11 protein-coding genes are annotated in these 15,065 nt (G+C 67.3%); 2 read left to right on the plus strand and 9 right to left on the minus strand.

Annotation, left to right across the window (positions count from 1 at the left end):
* Positions 1-3: 3 nt before the first annotated feature.
* The 8 genes from PXJ20_RS10470 to PXJ20_RS10505 all read right to left on the minus strand — a co-directional run bounded on the left by PXJ20_RS10470 (position 4) and on the right by PXJ20_RS10505 (position 9,175).
* The gene (locus tag PXJ20_RS10470; protein WP_126876144.1) at positions 4-270 is read right to left on the minus strand and encodes a hypothetical protein; all 267 of its coding nucleotides are present in this window, start codon (positions 268-270) and stop codon (positions 4-6) included.
* Positions 271-429: 159 nt separating this feature from the next.
* Positions 430-861 (minus strand): (2Fe-2S)-binding protein, encoded by a 432-nt coding sequence (locus PXJ20_RS10475; protein ID WP_421029539.1) that lies wholly within the window; start codon positions 859-861, stop codon positions 430-432.
* Entirely contained in the window at positions 836-1,927 is a 1,092-nt protein-coding gene (locus tag PXJ20_RS10480) for a DnaJ C-terminal domain-containing protein (RefSeq protein ID WP_421029540.1), read from the minus strand. Before PXJ20_RS10480 ends, PXJ20_RS10475 begins: the two co-directional genes overlap by 26 nt.
* 80 nt (positions 1,928-2,007) lie before the next feature.
* On the minus strand, positions 2,008-3,189 hold the full coding sequence (locus tag PXJ20_RS10485; protein ID WP_421029541.1) for an FUSC family protein: 1,182 nt from the start codon (positions 3,187-3,189) through the stop codon (positions 2,008-2,010).
* A gap of 342 nt (positions 3,190-3,531) precedes the next feature.
* Positions 3,532-3,849 carry a YnfA family protein gene (locus tag PXJ20_RS10490; protein ID WP_277596429.1) on the minus strand — a complete coding sequence of 106 codons (318 nt, stop codon included), beginning with the start codon at positions 3,847-3,849 and terminating at the stop codon, positions 3,532-3,534.
* A gap of 159 nt (positions 3,850-4,008) precedes the next feature.
* On the minus strand, positions 4,009-4,941 hold the full coding sequence (galU, locus tag PXJ20_RS10495) for a UTP--glucose-1-phosphate uridylyltransferase GalU (RefSeq protein WP_199539770.1): 933 nt from the start codon (positions 4,939-4,941) through the stop codon (positions 4,009-4,011).
* 97 nt (positions 4,942-5,038) lie between these two features.
* Positions 5,039-7,918 carry a valine--tRNA ligase gene (locus PXJ20_RS10500; RefSeq protein ID WP_421030653.1) on the minus strand — a complete coding sequence of 960 codons (2,880 nt, stop codon included), beginning with the start codon at positions 7,916-7,918 and terminating at the stop codon, positions 5,039-5,041.
* A gap of 345 nt (positions 7,919-8,263) precedes the next feature.
* Entirely contained in the window at positions 8,264-9,175 is a 912-nt protein-coding gene (locus PXJ20_RS10505) for a CHAP domain-containing protein (RefSeq protein ID WP_421030654.1), read from the minus strand.
* 445 nt (positions 9,176-9,620) lie between these two features.
* Here PXJ20_RS10505 and PXJ20_RS10510 point away from each other — a divergent pair, with 445 nt between their 5' ends.
* Positions 9,621-11,984 carry a UvrD-helicase domain-containing protein gene (locus PXJ20_RS10510; protein WP_421030655.1) on the plus strand — a complete coding sequence of 788 codons (2,364 nt, stop codon included), beginning with the start codon at positions 9,621-9,623 and terminating at the stop codon, positions 11,982-11,984.
* Between the two features lie 48 nt (positions 11,985-12,032).
* Positions 12,033-12,824 (plus strand): 5'-methylthioadenosine/adenosylhomocysteine nucleosidase, encoded by a 792-nt coding sequence (locus PXJ20_RS10515; RefSeq protein WP_199544115.1) that lies wholly within the window; start codon positions 12,033-12,035, stop codon positions 12,822-12,824.
* Between the two features lie 238 nt (positions 12,825-13,062).
* On the opposite strand, the gene PXJ20_RS10520 is transcribed toward PXJ20_RS10515, so the two are convergent.
* Positions 13,063-14,967 (minus strand): propionate--CoA ligase, encoded by a 1,905-nt coding sequence (locus PXJ20_RS10520; RefSeq protein ID WP_421030656.1) that lies wholly within the window; start codon positions 14,965-14,967, stop codon positions 13,063-13,065.
* Between the last annotated feature and the right edge of the window lie 98 nt (positions 14,968-15,065).

Consider the following 15,065-nt stretch of genomic DNA (forward strand, 5'->3'; position numbering starts at 1 on the left):
GCTTCACCTCGCCCGCTGCACTGCGTCCGCTGCCACGCTCACCATCACCTTGAGCGGCGCGGGCTGGCGGTTCAGCGCGGCCACCACGTTGCTCACGCGTTCAGGCGTGGTATCGGCGAGGTCGATGATGAGGCTTTCGGCGCCGCGCTGCGCGTCCACGATCGCCTTGCAGCCGCTCACCTGAACGTCATACCGTTGCAGCGTTTTCCATACGGCGATCACGCTGAGCTTGCCGCGGTCGGCACTGACGATTAAACGTTGCGCGTTCATGGCGTGACCTCCATCGAACATCCGAAGGGTCCTAAGGGTTCTGCAAAGGCGGGCAATACCGATGCCGGAAACGTCTGAAGAGTTTAGGCGAGGCACGTGCGCCGTCAACCTCGCATTCCTCGTGCCTCGCGCCACGGTACTCACACCGCGCGAAACGGCCTATGCGGTGAAACCCGATACGCATCCGTCGTAGACCGCCGCCGGCGCGAGACCCGCGCTCATGCGCACGCCGTCGGCGAGCATGGTGCAGGCGCCGCACTGCCCGCGGCCGCAGCCTTCCCTGGTGCCCGTGAGATGCAGGTGTTCGCGCAGCAGGTCGAGCAGCGTGGCCCACGGTTCGACTTCGAGTTCGTACCGTTTGCCGTTCACCGTGAGCGGGGCGGGGACGGTGGCGGGCTCGTTGTGTTGGGCAGCGATGTCGAGCGCGGCGCCGCCGATCGGCGCCGAGACCTTCAGTGCCGGGCCCGGCCCCAGCGTCACGTCGCGGCGCCAGAGCGTGGCGGCCTTCAGCGCCTCGCCGCCTTCGAGCACCCGCCCGGGTGTCGCCGTGGCAAACGCCCTGTCGTCACGCGCGAAGCCGCTGCTGAGCATCCGCAAACATCTTGCGCAATTGATGCCGCTCCTCGTCGCTCAGACACTCGACGGCAGCCGGCATGCCCAGCACGACTTGCAGCGTGAGGTCACCGCGCTTGCCGTGACGATCCGCAAGGCCCTGCCCGCGCAGCCGGATCGTGCTGCCCGGCTGGGCGTTCGGCGTAATCGCGAGTTGCAGCGGGTGGCCCAGCACCTGCGTCTCAAAAGGACCGCCCAGCGTCGCGGTGACGAAATCCACTTCGATCTCGCAGGCCAGATTCAGCCCGTCGCGCCGGAACGCGGAACCGCAGACGATCGCAACAGAAAAGATCGCATCGCCCGGCGCGCCACCGTTCACGCCCGGCTGGCCGCCGCCTTCCACCACGAGCCGCTGCCCATCCCACGCGCCTGCGGGCACCGGCACGGTCTGTGATTTGCGCTCGCTCGTCACGCCTGTGCCGGCGCACGCGGCACACAGGCGCCCGCCCAGCGGCCGGCCCGTTCCCGCGCACGCGGCGCAGCGCGCGCCGTGAGACGTCAGCCCGCTGCCGTCGCAAGCCGTACAGCCGAAGGCCGACGCGTGAGACCGACGGGACTGGCCACACTCACGGCACGAGACATTCACGGGATAGCTGGCCTCGACGGCGCCGCCGTGAATGGCCGCGTCAAGTGGCACGAAGAGTTCGACGAGGCAGTTCGCGCCGCGCATCGGCGGTCCGTGGCGAAACTCGCGCGCGGCCGCGTGCGCTGCGGTTTCCTTGCTGCTGTCTCTGCCACTGTCTTTGCCGCTGTCTCTGCCACTTTCCCTGCCGCGGTCTTCATTACCGCTGCCTTTGGCCGGGTCTTTGCCCGGCCTTGCTGCCGGTGCTCTCGCGGACGCGGGCGACGCCGGCGCCTCGCGCGTGCCCATCAGGATCTCGAACGCTTCCTGCACGCGCTTGAACACCGGCTCGACGGTCGACTCCCGCCCCTTGTTGCGGTCCGGATGGTACTTCGCCCGCAGCCGCCGGTATGCGCGTTTGATGTCCGCCGGCGACGCCGTGCCCGACAGCTCGAGCCGTCTGTAGTATTCGTCGAGGCTCACGCGTTTTCCCCGTCTGATTTTTCTGGAAGCGCAAGTCTATCAAGACAGGGATGCAACGGGCGGCGCAGTTCCCGCAGTTCCTATTGCCCCGCCGCCACGCCAGGCTGCACGCGCCGCGCCGCCGCCGAAGGCATCATGAGCACCGCGACCGCCAGCGAGATCAGGCACCCCGCCACGACTTCCTCCACACGCAGCCGTGCGAGCGGCACGATCTCGAAGCCGAGCGCCCCATAGACCAGCCCCACGAGCACCGTGATGAAGAAGACGCCTCGCGCGTAGGCGTGAAAGATGTAATAGGCCCAGCCGAACACAGACAGCACCATGGCTGCCGCGAGCACGCCCGGCGTGTGCCGGAACGCGGTCACGACGAGTGCGCTCACAAGCGCCCCGGCAAGCGTTCCCGCGAGGCGCTGCATCACACGGCTGATGGTGTGCTCGCGCGACGTGGTGCCGAGGAACACTACGAACGTGCTGATGACCGCCCACATCCAGCGCTCTTCCGACAACCCGCTGCCAATCAGCATCGCCAGCGCCGCCGCAAGGGTCGCGGGTATGGCGGGTAGCCATGCGAGCGCGCGTCCGCGATGCGCGAGCGCGATGAGCGCGACGAGCACGGCCTCTTCGCGTCGCCATAGCGCGCGCAGAACACAACGGCCACGCCGCGCCGAGCGATTGAAGCGCGCCACTGTGCGCAGCATGCCGCGCGCTACGGCGCGCGTGGTCAGCGGCCACATGGACGACGCCCCACGCGGCTTCACGGGAATAAGGACGCGCGACACGAACGTCACGACGGCAGGCGCACAGGCCGACACAGCGAGCATCTCGACCACTGCGGCAGGCTGTGGATGCAGGTACAGCCCGAGGTAAAAAGCGACCAGCGCGAGCATGGCGCAGCCGATCGCGCGCGGCCCGCTGCGCTGGTACAGCATGCCCGCGAACACCACGAACAGAAGGCCGGCGGCACGCATGGCCGGTTGCGCGGCCACCGCCGCGGATGCCACGAAGCACGCGCAGGTCGAGGCATAGAGCCAGCCGAGCGAGACCATCCAGTTCGACCATCGCGCGTCACGCAGAAAGAGCGGCGCGATCATCCCGAACAGCACGCCAAGGGCGGCCACGGTAAGAGATTGATGGTGACGTAGCGCCCAGCCTGAGGCGAGCACGGCAGTGGCCAGGGTCGCAAGCGCCGAGCGTGCGGCATTGCGAAGACGCAGCAGCCCGGGGTCCGCGATCAGCGCGCGGTGATGCAGGACTTGAAACACGCGCGAGGAGCGCGCGCGGATTGAACAAGCAGCGGCAATCATCATGTTCGACGACGTTCATGCGGATCGGTCGCCCGGCTTGTGGCCGCGCGCCGATGGCCGGATTGGCGCCCGGCAGTGAGTCGGCACCGACGCGCGCTTGCGCCGGGATCTCCGGCTACACGCGCATTCGGCGAACGTTGGAACCGTGCCGCGCCGCGCGCGCATCCCGGTGAGGACGCTGGCGCAGCCAGATGGAAGGCAGGGTTTTCCCGGATGATAACTGGACAAAATTGCGCGCAACGCTCCGGGCGCGCGTCGGGGTGTCGGGGCGTCGGCGCGTCTTGGTGATGAAAGCGGGTCTCAGCGCGGCTGGAATGCGATCACGGCCATCCCGGCCAGCGCCAGGGCGACGCCGGACCAATCCCAGGCTGTGGGCCGAATGCCTTGCGCGGCCCACAGCCAGACGAGCGCCACGGACACGTACACGCCGCCGTAGGCCGCATAGACCCGGCCCGCAGCGGCGGGATGCAGCGTCAACAGCCAGGCGAAGAGCGCCAGCGAGAGCGCAGCCGGCGCGAGCAGCCAGACGCTGCGTCCTTCGCGCAGCCACAGATAAGGCAGGTAGCAGCCGATGATTTCGGCCGCGGCAGTCGCAACGTAGAGAAGGAACGTTTTCATTCGGCAATCGGGGTGGCGAAGCGGCGGTTGCCGGAGACCCGCATAAGATTCGGGCGGCCGCGATCCGCCTGATCTACCGCGTCGTCGGTGCCGCTTTCGTGCGAGCGGAAAGTGCGCCGATGATACCGCCGCGAGCGAACGACGCCGGTTATCGCCGCATCAGCCGGTGATTTCCGCGCGCTCCTCCGACACCTCCGCCGCCGCCTTCACCAAAGCCTCGCCAAGCCCCAGCCGATCACTGAGGTATGCCCCGAAATCGGCACGCACCTCGGGGTGGCGCAACGCGAACTCCACGGTTGCCTTCAGATAGCCGAGCTTGCTGCCGCAGTCGAAACGCGTGCCGTGATACTTGTACGCGAGCACCTGTTCGTCGGCGAGCAGCGACTGGATGGCATCCGTCAGTTGCAGTTCGCCGCCCGCACCCGGCTTCAGCGCACGCAGGTGCTCGAAGATGCGCGGCTTGAGCACGTAACGCCCCACCACCCCCAGGTTCGACGGCGCCACGTCCGGCGCCGGCTTTTCCACGATGCCCGACATCTTGATGATCGAGTCTTCCCACTCCTTGCCGTCCACGATGCCATACGACTTCGTGTCTTCGGGCGGGATCTCTTCCACGCCGATCACCGAGCTGTGATAGTGGTCGAACACCTCGATCATCTGCTGCATGACGGGCGGCGTGCCGTACAGCAGGTCGTCCGCGAGGATCACGGCAAACGGGTTGTCGCCCACGAGCTTTTCAGCGCACAGCACCGCGTGGCCCAGGCCCAGCGCTTCGGGCTGCCGCACGTAGAAGCAGTCGACGTGGCTCGGCTTGATGCTGCGCACGAGTTCGAGCAGCTTGTCTTTGCCGCGCGCTTCGAGTTCGGCCTCGATCTCGTAAGACTTGTCGAAGTGATCTTCAATGGCGCGCTTGCTGCGTCCCGTCACGAAGATCATTTCGGTGATGCCGGCGGCCATCGCCTCTTCCACCGCGTACTGGATCAGTGGCTTGTCCACGATCGGCAGCATTTCCTTCGGGCTCGCCTTGGTGGCGGGCAGAAAGCGCGTGCCGAGACCGGCCACGGGGAATACCGCCTTGGTTACTTTGAGCATGTCGTTACCCTGGTCCTTTGTCCGCACGCGGTGCCTCCAGCACTGCGCCATGCCCCGCATGCGGCAACTGCTGCGGCCAAAACGGCCGCCGCGGTGTTCAGGCAGGCAGCCGCGAAAGCTGCGCGGTCAGCTTGCCAATGGTGGTTTCATATTCTGCCAGCCTTCTCTGTTCCTGCTCAACGACAGCAGGCGGGGCCTTTGCCACGAAGCTCTCGTTACCGAGCTTCGCGTTGCACTTCGCGATTTCCGCGGTGAGCCGTGCAATCTCCTTAGACAGCCGCTCGCGCTCCGCGGCCACGTCGATCTCGACCTTGAGCACGAGCTTGTCCGTTCCCACGATAGCAATCGGCGCGCCATGGGCTTCGCCGTCGAGCGTCGCTTCGTCGGCGATGATGCGCACCTCGGAAAGCCGCGCGAGCGCCTGGGCGTACGGCGCGAACGTGGCGAGACGTTCGGCGTTGCCCGTGGCGAGCAGCGGCACCTTCGTGGCGGGCGAGAGGTTCATCTCGCCGCGCAGGTTGCGGCACGCGTCGATCATCGCTTTCAGGTCCGCGACCCATTGCTCGGCGGCTTCGTCGATCTTGCCCGGTTCGGCGACAGGGTAGGGCTGCACCATGATGGATGCCTCGCCTTCGGCCTTGCCTGCCGGATAACGGTTCGTGAGCGGCGCAACCTTTTGCCACAGGGCTTCGGTAATGAACGGAATGATCGGGTGGGCGAGTCGAAGCACGGTTTCGAGCACGCGCAGCAGCGTGCGGCGCGTGGCCCGCTGTTGCTCCGGCGTGCCGTTCTGGATCTGCACCTTGGCGAGCTCCAGGTACCAGTCACAGTATTCGTCCCAGATGAACTTGTATGTTGCGTTTGCCACATTGTCGAAACGGTAGTCCGCGAAGCCCTTTTCGACTTCCGCTTCCACGCGCTGGAGCAGCGACACGATCCAGCGGTCCGCCTGCGAGAAGTCGAGATAGCGGCCCGGACCGCAGCCGCCCGCGCCGTCGGGACCGCACGCCGCGGCCTTTTCGCCGAAGCCGCAGTCGTGGCCTTCGCAGTTCATCAGCACGAAGCGCGTGGCGTTCCAGAGCTTGTTGCAAAAGTTGCGATAGCCCTCGCAGCGCGCAAGGTCGAAGTTGACGTTGCGGCCCAACGTGGCCATCGACGCCATCGTGAAGCGCAGCGCGTCGGTGCCGAACGCGGGGATGCCGTCCGGAAACTCCTTGCGCGTTTTCTTTTCGATGCTGGCGGCCTGCTTCGGATTCATGAGGCCCGTGGTGCGTTTGGCGACGAGCGATTCGAGATCGATGCCGTCCACGATGTCGATGGGGTCGAGCGTATTGCCCTTGCTCTTCGACATCTTCTGGCCCTCGTGGTCGCGCACGAGACCGTGCACGTAGACCGTATCGAACGGCACCTTGCCGGTGAAGTGCGTGGTCATCATGACCATGCGCGCCACCCAGAAGAAGATGATGTCGAAGCCCGTGACGAGCACCGAAGAGGGCAGGAAGGCCGCGAGTTCCTTCGTTTCGTTCGGCCAGCCGAGCGACGAGAACGGCACGAGCGCCGACGAGAACCACGTGTCGAGCACGTCTTCGTCACGCTTCAATGCGCCCGCATAGCCCTTCGCCGCGGCCTGCGCGCGCGCCTCGTCTTCAGTGCGCGCGACGAACACTTCGCCGTTGTCGCCGTACCAGGCGGGAATCTGATGGCCCCACCACAGCTGGCGCGAGATGCACCAGTCCTGGATGTTTTCGAGCCACTGGTAGTAGGTGGTGGTCCAGTTCTCGGGCACGAAGCGGATCTCGCCGTTGCGCACCACGTCGAGCGCGGTCTCGGCAATCGATTTGCCCGGGTGGAACGTGCCTTCGGGCGCGGGCTTGCTCATCGCGACGAACCATTGGTCCGTGAGCATCGGTTCGAGCACCACGCCCGTGCGGTCGCCGCGCGGCACCATCAGCTTGTGCGGCTTCACGGATTCGAGCAGGCCCGCGGCGTCGAGGTCGGCTACGACCTGCTTGCGCGCGTCGAACCGGTCGAGCCCGCGGTATTGCGCGGGCGCGTTGTCGTTGATCTTCGCGTCGAGCGTGAGAATTTCTATGGCGGGCAGCTTGTGGCGCAGGCCCACCTGGTAGTCGTTGAAGTCGTGCGCGGGCGTGACCTTCACGACGCCGGTGCCGAACTCGCGGTCCACGTAGTCGTCGGCGATCACGGGAATCTCGCGGTCCGTGAGCGGCAGCTTCACCATCTTGCCGATCAGCGCGGCGTAGCGTTCGTCTTCGGGATGCACCATGACCGCGACGTCGCCCAGCATCGTTTCAGGCCGCGTGGTGGCCACCGTGAGATGGCCCGAGCCGTCCGCGAGCGGATAGCGGATGTGCCAGAGGTGGCCGCTTTCCTCTTCGCTCGTCACTTCGAGGTCGGACACCGCGGTGCCGAGCACCGGGTCCCAGTTCACGAGCCGCTTGCCGCGGTAGATCAGGCCTTGCTCGTAGAGCCGCACGAACACTTCGCGCACGGCGGCCGACATCTTGTCGTCCATCGTGAAGTATTCACGCGACCAGTCGATGGAGGCGCCGAGGCGCCGCACCTGGCTCGTGATCGTGGAACCCGACTGCTGCTTCCACTCCCACACGCGTTCGACGAACTTCTCGCGGCCCAGGTCGTGGCGCGAGACGCCTTGTGCGTCGAGCTGGCGTTCCACGACGATCTGCGTGGCGATGCCCGCGTGGTCGGTGCCCGGCACCCACAGCGTGTTGTCGCCGAGCATGCGGTGGTAGCGCGTGAGCGCGTCCATGATCGTCTGGTTGAACGCGTGCCCCATGTGCAGCGTGCCGGTGACGTTCGGCGGCGGCAACTGGATCGAGAAGTTCTGGCGTCCCGGTTCGAAGGCGGGCGCGGCGTAGCCGCGTTTTTCCCACTCCGGGCCCCACGAGGCCTCGATCGTCTGAGGCTCGAAGCTCTTGGCAAGCGTGCTGTCGCTCATTATGGAAGTCTGCCGAAAAAATGCGTGAAGAGAGGCGTGAAACCTTGAATTATAAAGGGAGGCGCGGCGGACCGGCCCGCGCAGGCGGGGACGGCGCGCCGTGGGCGGCGCGCAGGGAGCGTGATGCGGACACTGAAGGGCGGCGTGATAGCGGCGCGCAACGCGTAGGGCGTCGCGCGTAAGGTGGACAACGGCAGGACCGCAGGGCCCTGTCGAACGTTGCGGGAAGGGCGTGGGTGCGGTGGTGGTCTGTGGCGGCGACGGCGGCGCTCGGGCACGCTCTCGCGGCCGGTCAGCCGTGTGCCCAGGCGGGTGCCTGGTCGTACGCCAGCGGCAAGCCTGCCTTTACGACTTCGAGAGGAACTCCACGTTGCTGCGGTTGCCCGAGGCGCTGTCGTACGACACCACCTGCGGACCCGAGCCGCCTTCCGTGTTGTTCGAGCCGATCAGCGTGATGCGGCCGTTGTCGTTGCTCGCGACGATTTCGGTGTGCTCGTCGCCGCCGATGATCACTACGTCGCCGGGCTTCGCCTGGCTGCGGCTTTCCGTGTGCCAGCCGTCCTGCTTGAGTTCGGAGTCGAGCGTCGCGACGCTGTTGGTGTGCTGCGATTCGGGGAGCTCGCCCGCCTTCGTGAGGCACGCCGAGACGAAATTCGCGCAGCAGACGTCCGTGGGAATGCCGCGGTCCATGGGCACGTTCTGGTTGGCCATGATGCTCGCGGCCGAATGGTCGAGCAGCCCCTGGGCGATGCCGGCCGGGTTGCCGGAGCCCGCGGGCGCCACGTTGGAGTCGCCGTGCTGGACGGGGCCGCCGGACGTGCTGCCCGTACTCGTACTTCCGACCGCGCGGGAGCCGCTGCCATAACCTCCGCCGCCTCCGCCACCATAGCCACCCGTGGGCACGGAGCCTGAGGTGGGCACCGATCCGTCGTTTGACGAGATCGACTGGTTCAGTTCCTGCAGCAGCGCGATCAGCACCTGGAGTAGTGCCGAGTCGAACTGGCCGTTGCCGCTGCCCTGGGTGCCTTGCGGGTTCGTGGACCCGAAGAGCTGTTGCGCCGCCTTGCTCGCGGTGCCGGCGTTGCCGTTCTGGCCGAACGTGGTTTTTTCCCAGCTGAAATAGGGTTGCAGCCCGGTCGTGCCGCCCAGCAGGCTTTCGAGCTGCGGGTCGGTCGCCGAAGAGCTGTACGAACCGTAAGAGCCGGTGCCGGACGACGGCACGGTATCGAAGGACAAGGCCGAAATCGCGCTCGACATGTTGAATGCCTCCCGTGGCTTGATCCCCTTGCTGCCCTGCAGCCGCACGGACGTTTGGTGTGACGCACCGTCACACCAAACGTCCGTGCGGCGCCTGGAACCCCCAGGCACCGCGCAGCACGTCCTGCACGCAAGGCGGGCGATCATTGCCGATGATGCGGCGGCGGCGGAGCCCGGCAAGCCGCGCGTGCGAAGTGGCGCACGCGAATGCGAAGTGCGCATGCGAAGCGCATGGCAGACAGCGGCCTGCGCCTTTTACCTGCGCCGGTCACGTACGACGGCTACCTGCGCTAGCCAAGCCACGACGACCCACCTACGCCAAGCCCCACCCACCAACGCTCCCGCGTCCCCAAGCGCCCGCGACTTATAATGTCGGACGATCCGCGCCACGCGCCGGCCAGCCGCCGCAACGTCCCCGTTTTTCTCCTGATTCCCCCATTTCCTCATGCCCGATCTGCTCGCGAACCTGAATCCGGAACAACATGCCGCCGTCACGCTGCCCAACGAGCCGGCGCTGATTCTCGCCGGGGCCGGCAGCGGCAAGACGCGCGTGCTGATCACCCGGATCGCGTGGCTGATCCAGCAGGGGCTCGCCTCGCCCGCCACCGTGCTTGCCGTGACGTTCACCAACAAGGCGGCGCGCGAGATGATGGGGCGGCTCTCGGCGCTCTTGCCCATCGATACACGCGGCATGTGGATCGGCACCTTCCACGGTCTGTGCAACCGCATGCTGCGCGCGCATTACCGCGACGCCGGCCTGCCGGCCACGTTCCAGATTCTCGACACGGCCGACCAGCTCTCCGCGATCAAGCGCCTGATGAAGGGCCTGAACATCGACGACGAGAAGTACCCGGCGAAGAATCTGCAGTACTTCATCAACAACGCGAAGGAGCAGGGCCTGCGTCCGAAGGACGTGGACGTCACCGACAACTTCAACCGCAAGTTCGTCGAACTCTACGAAGCCTACGACCAGCAGTGCCAGCGCGAAGGCGTGGTCGATTTCCCCGAGCTGCTGCTGCGCTGCTACGAGCTGCTTGCGCACAATCCGCCGCTGCGCGCGCATTACCAGGCGCGCTTCCGGCACATCCTTGTCGACGAGTTCCAGGACACCAACAAGCTGCAGTACGCGTGGCTTAAGCTGCTCGCGGGGCAGAGCAACGCGATCTTCGCGGTGGGCGACGACGACCAGTCCATCTACGCGTTTCGCGGCGCGAACGTGGGCAACATGCGCGACTTCGAGGAAGAGTTTCGCGTGCGGCACCTCATCAAGCTGGAGCAGAACTACCGCTCGCACGGCTACATTCTCGATGCCGCCAACCAGCTGATTGCCCACAACGCGCGCCGGCTCGGCAAGAACCTGCGCACCGACGCGGGCCACGGCGAGCCCGTGCGCGTCTACGAAGCGGCTACGGATTCGCAGGAGGCGGGCTGGATCGTCGAGGAAATTCGCGCGCTCATCAACACGGGGCTCGCGCGCAACGAGATCGCCGTGCTCTACCGCAGCAACGCGCAGTCGCGCACCATCGAGCACACGCTCGTGAACGCGGGCATTCCGTACCGCGTCTACGGCGGCCTGCGCTTCTTCGAGCGCCAGGAAGTGAAGCACGCGCTCGCCTATCTGCGCCTCATCGACAACCCGACCGACGACACCGCGTTCGCGCGCGTCGTCAACTTTCCGGCGCGCGGCATCGGTGCACGTTCCATCGAACAGCTCACGGACGCGGCGCGTCTCTACAACTGTTCGATGGCGGCCGCGATTCCGTATGTGGTGGGCAAGGCCGGCTCGAGCCTCGCGAGCTTCGCGAATCTGATCGCGAAGATGCGTGCCGAAACGCAGCAAATGAGCCTGCCGGAAACGGTCGAATACGCCGTGCGCGCGAGCGGCCTCGCGGACTTCTACCAGAACGAGCGTGAAGGCCAGGACCGTCTCGAGAACCTTCAGGAACTCGTGAACGCGGCGGCCGCTTTCGTGAGCGAGGAAGGCTATGGGCTCGACACGCCGGCGCGCTCCATTCCGCTGCGCCCCGGCGCGACCTCCGCACCCGAACTGGCGACGGCGGCAGGCGACGAAGTCGAAGTGCTCGACGCCCCCGCCATCACCGACCCGGCGCAGAACCCGGACATGATGACGCCGCTCGCGGGCTTTCTCTCGCATGCCTCGCTCGAAGCCGGCGACAACCAGGCGCAGGCAGGCCAGGACGCCGTGCAGCTCATGACCGTGCACGCGGCCAAGGGGCTCGAATTCACGGCCGTCTTCATCACGGGTCTCGAAGAGGGGCTCTTTCCGCACGAGAACAGCGCGATGGAAGCGGACGGCCTCGAAGAGGAACGCCGGCTCATGTACGTCGCGATCACGCGCGCGAAGGAGAGGCTCTATCTCTCGTTCGCGCAGAGCCGGATGCTGCACGGGCAGACGCGCTACAACATCCGCTCGCGTTTCTTCGACGAACTGCCGCAGGACACGCTGAAGTGGCTCACGCCGAAGGTGGAGGCGGGCGCACGCTGGGGCGGTCGCTCGGACAACGCAGGCTGGGGGCGCGACTGGTTCGCGCGTCCCGATTCGCAGCGCTCCGGCCGCGACGAATACCGCGGCGAGCCTTCCGCTCCGCTGCCCGCGTTCGCCAACGCGCAGCGCGCGGCCGAGACGGGCTTTCGCGTCGGCCAGCAGGTGTTCCACACCAAATTCGGCGAGGGCACGATTACGGCGCTCGAAGGCAGCGGCACCGACGCCAAGGCGCAAGTGCGCTTCAAGCGCCACGGCGAGAAGTGGCTCGCGCTGGCGGTGGCGAAGCTGCAACCCGTGGAGTGAGCCGCGCATCCGTTCGCGTCGAAGCCGCCCAAACCTGACATCAAGAAAATGAACCAGACCACCCACGTTTTTCCGCGTCCCCTCGGCGTGCTTGCCGCGCTGCCCGAAGAACTCGGCGACCTGATCGCCACCATGCGCGCCGAGTCCGGCGTGAAGACCGTCACGCACGGGCGTCGCGACTATCACGTCGGCACCGTGCACGGCGCGCCGTGCGTCGTCACGCTCGCGCGCGTGGGCAAGGTGGCCGCGGCGGCCACCACGAGCGCGCTGATCCACGCATTCGACGTCGACGCCGTGGTCTTCACGGGCGTGGCGGGCGGCGTGGGGCCGCACGTGCGCATCGGCGACATCGTGGTGGGCGAGACGCTGCTGCAGCACGATCTGGACGCCTCGCCGCTCTTTCCGCGTTTCGAGGTGCCGCTGCTCGGCATGGCGCGCTTTGCCGCCGACCTGCGTCTCGCCGCGCAGCTCGCCGCGGCGTGCGAGCGCTTCGTGGCGGAAGAGGGCGCGGCGCTCGCGGCCCACTTCGGCACGGCGTTGCCGCAAGTGCATCGCGGGCTCGTGATCAGCGGGGATCAGTTCGTCGCGAGCGCCAGTGCGGTGCAAGCGCTGCGCGCCGCGCTGCCCGACGCGCTCGCCGTAGAGATGGAAGGCGCCGCGATCGCCCAGGTGTGCCACGAATACGAGGTGCCGTGCGCGATCGTGCGCACGGTGTCCGATACCGCCGACGACCACGCGCCCACATCGTTCGCCTCGTTTCTCACGGAGATCGCGGGCACGTATTCCACCGGCATTCTGCGGCGCTTTCTGGAAGCGCGGGCTGGGGAACTGGCTGTTTAGCGCGAGCCACTTAACGCCGGCCGTTTCGCGCCGGCCGTTTAACGCAGACCGCCTAACGCAGACCGCCTAACGCAGACCGCCTAACGCAGACCGCCTAACGCAGACCGCTTAACGCGGACGCCATGCCGAGCGCCGCCTTGTTTGTCATCCGACGTCTAGCCCGTCTCCGAAGCTGACCCGCTGAACCGTTGCGGCCGCGCTTTTCATCACCCACGCGCCGCCGCAACACACCAAAAGCCTACCGCCCCTTGTCCTCGTCCAGCGCCGCGCGCACTTCGTGCAGCGCCATGGCGTCTTCGATGGTGGGCAGGTCGCCCGGGTCGCGGCCTTCGGCGAGCGCCGCAATCGCGCGGCGCAGCAGCTTGCCCGAGCGCGTCTTCGGCAGCATCGCCACCAGATGCACGCGCGCGGGCCGCGCGATGGCGCCCAGTTGCCGGTCCACCGTCGCCGCGAGTTCCGCTTCCAGCGTGAGCCGCGCGGCGTCGTCGGCATAGCGCCCCGGGTCGCGCACCACCACGAACGCGCGCGCGGCCTGGCCCTTCAGCGCATCGCTCACGCCCACCACCGCGACCTCGGCCACGGCCGCATGGCTCGACAGCGCTTCCTCGATCTCGCGCGTGCCCAGGCGATGGCCGGCCACGTTGATCACGTCGTCGGTGCGGCCGAGGATCGTGACGTAACCGTCCTCGTCCTGTACGCCCCAGTCGAAAGTCGAGTAGACCTGCTCGCCGGGCACGCTTTCCCAGTAGGTTTTCACGAAGCGCGCGTCGTCGCCCCACACGGTCTGCATGCAGCCGGGCGGCAGCGGCCAGCCGAGCGTGATGACGCCCTTCTCGCCGGGGCCGCACGGCTCGCCCGTGTGCTCGTCGCGCAGCGTGACGTTGTAGCCGTACACAGGCACGCCGGGCGAGCCGAGCTTCGGCGGCAGCGCTTCCACGCCGCGCTGGATGGCAAGCATCGGCCAGCCGGTTTCGGTCTGCCAGTAGTTGTCCACCACAGGCTTGCCGAGCGCGCCCGAAATCCACGTCGCGGTGGGCTCGTCGAGCGGCTCGCCCGCAAGGAACAACGTGCGCAGGCTCGAGACGTCCGCGGCGGTGAGCAGCGCCGGGTCCTGCTTCTTGAGCACGCGGATCGCCGTGGGCGCCGTGAACATGAGGTTGATGCGGTATTGCTCGACGAGCCGCCACCAGATGCCGCCGTCCGGGCGGATCGGCGTGCCTTCGTACATCACCGTGGTCATGCCGGCAATGAGCGGCGCGTAGATGATGTAGCTGTGGCCCACCACCCAGCCGATGTCCGACGCGGTGAACATCACGTCGCCGGCGCGGCCTTCGAAGATGTATTCCATCGACGCCGCCAGCGCCACCGCATAGCCGCCCACGTCGCGCTGCACGCCCTTGGGTCGCCCGGTGGTGCCCGAGGTGTAGAGCACGTAGGACGGCTCGTTCGATTCGAGCCACTCGCAGGGCACGTGGGCGTCGAAATACTGCTCGCGCAGCGGCTCGTAGTCGACCAGATAGCTCGCCGCGAGCCGTTCCGGCGCGAGTTGCCGGTCGATCAGCAGCACCTTCGCGGGGTGGTGCGTCGCGCGCGCGAGCGCTTCGTCCACGAGCGGCGTGTAGTCGATCACCTTGCCGGCGCGCGCACCGGCGTCGGCGGTGACGATGAGCACGGGCTTCGCGTCGTCGATGCGCGCCGCCAGGTTGGGGGCCGCGAAGCCGCCGAACACCACCGAGTGAATCGCGCCGATGCGCGCGCAGGCGAGCATCGCGAAAAGCGCTTCGGGAATCATGGGCAGATAGATCAGGACGCGTTCGCCGCGCGCCACGCCGAGCGAGCGCATTACGGCGGCCATGCGGTTCACCTCGGCGTGCAGTTCCGCGTAGGTGTAGCGGCGCTCGATGCCGGTTTCGGTCGAGACGTAGATCAGCGCGTTCTGCTGGGCGCGGTCGGCCAGGTGCCGGTCCACGGCGTTGTGGCAGAGGTTCGTGCGGCCGCCGCAGAACCAGCGCGCGAAGGGCGGGCGCGAGCGGTCGAGCACGGTGTCGAAGGGCGTTTCCCAGTGGATTCGCCGGGCCTCGTTGCGCCAGAAGGCTTCGGGATCGGCAATCGACTGACGATGAAATTCGGCGTAGCGCGGCATGGCGGCGTCCCTCCGGCGAGAGCCCGTGGCCAGCGGCGCACGCGCCGCGCGGGGCGCTGCGCGTGTCTTGCGCGGCCCCGCCGGCTGCCGTCCGTCGC

It is taken from the genome of Paraburkholderia sp. A1RI_3L (assembly GCF_048957895.1).
Classification (GTDB): Bacteria; Pseudomonadota; Gammaproteobacteria; order Burkholderiales; family Burkholderiaceae; genus Paraburkholderia; species Paraburkholderia kururiensis.

What these genes read in the sequence shown, in the direction of transcription:
- PXJ20_RS10470 (WP_126876144.1), bottom strand. Translation starts at nt 270, where the DNA reads ATGAACGCGCAACGTTTAATCGTCAGTGCCGACCGCGGCAAGCTCAGC.
- PXJ20_RS10475 (WP_421029539.1), bottom strand. Translation starts at nt 861, where the DNA reads ATGCTCAGCAGCGGCTTCGCGCGTGACGACAGGGCGTTTGCCACGGCG.
- PXJ20_RS10490 (WP_277596429.1), bottom strand. Translation starts at nt 3,849, where the DNA reads ATGAAAACGTTCCTTCTCTACGTTGCGACTGCCGCGGCCGAAATCATC.
- galU (WP_199539770.1), bottom strand. Translation starts at nt 4,941, where the DNA reads ATGCTCAAAGTAACCAAGGCGGTATTCCCCGTGGCCGGTCTCGGCACG.
- PXJ20_RS10500 (WP_421030653.1), bottom strand. Translation starts at nt 7,918, where the DNA reads ATGAGCGACAGCACGCTTGCCAAGAGCTTCGAGCCTCAGACGATCGAG.
- PXJ20_RS10505 (WP_421030654.1), bottom strand. Translation starts at nt 9,175, where the DNA reads ATGTCGAGCGCGATTTCGGCCTTGTCCTTCGATACCGTGCCGTCGTCC.
- PXJ20_RS10510 (WP_421030655.1), top strand. Translation starts at nt 9,621, where the DNA reads ATGCCCGATCTGCTCGCGAACCTGAATCCGGAACAACATGCCGCCGTC.
- PXJ20_RS10515 (WP_199544115.1), top strand. Translation starts at nt 12,033, where the DNA reads ATGAACCAGACCACCCACGTTTTTCCGCGTCCCCTCGGCGTGCTTGCC.
- PXJ20_RS10520 (WP_421030656.1), bottom strand. Translation starts at nt 14,967, where the DNA reads ATGCCGCGCTACGCCGAATTTCATCGTCAGTCGATTGCCGATCCCGAA.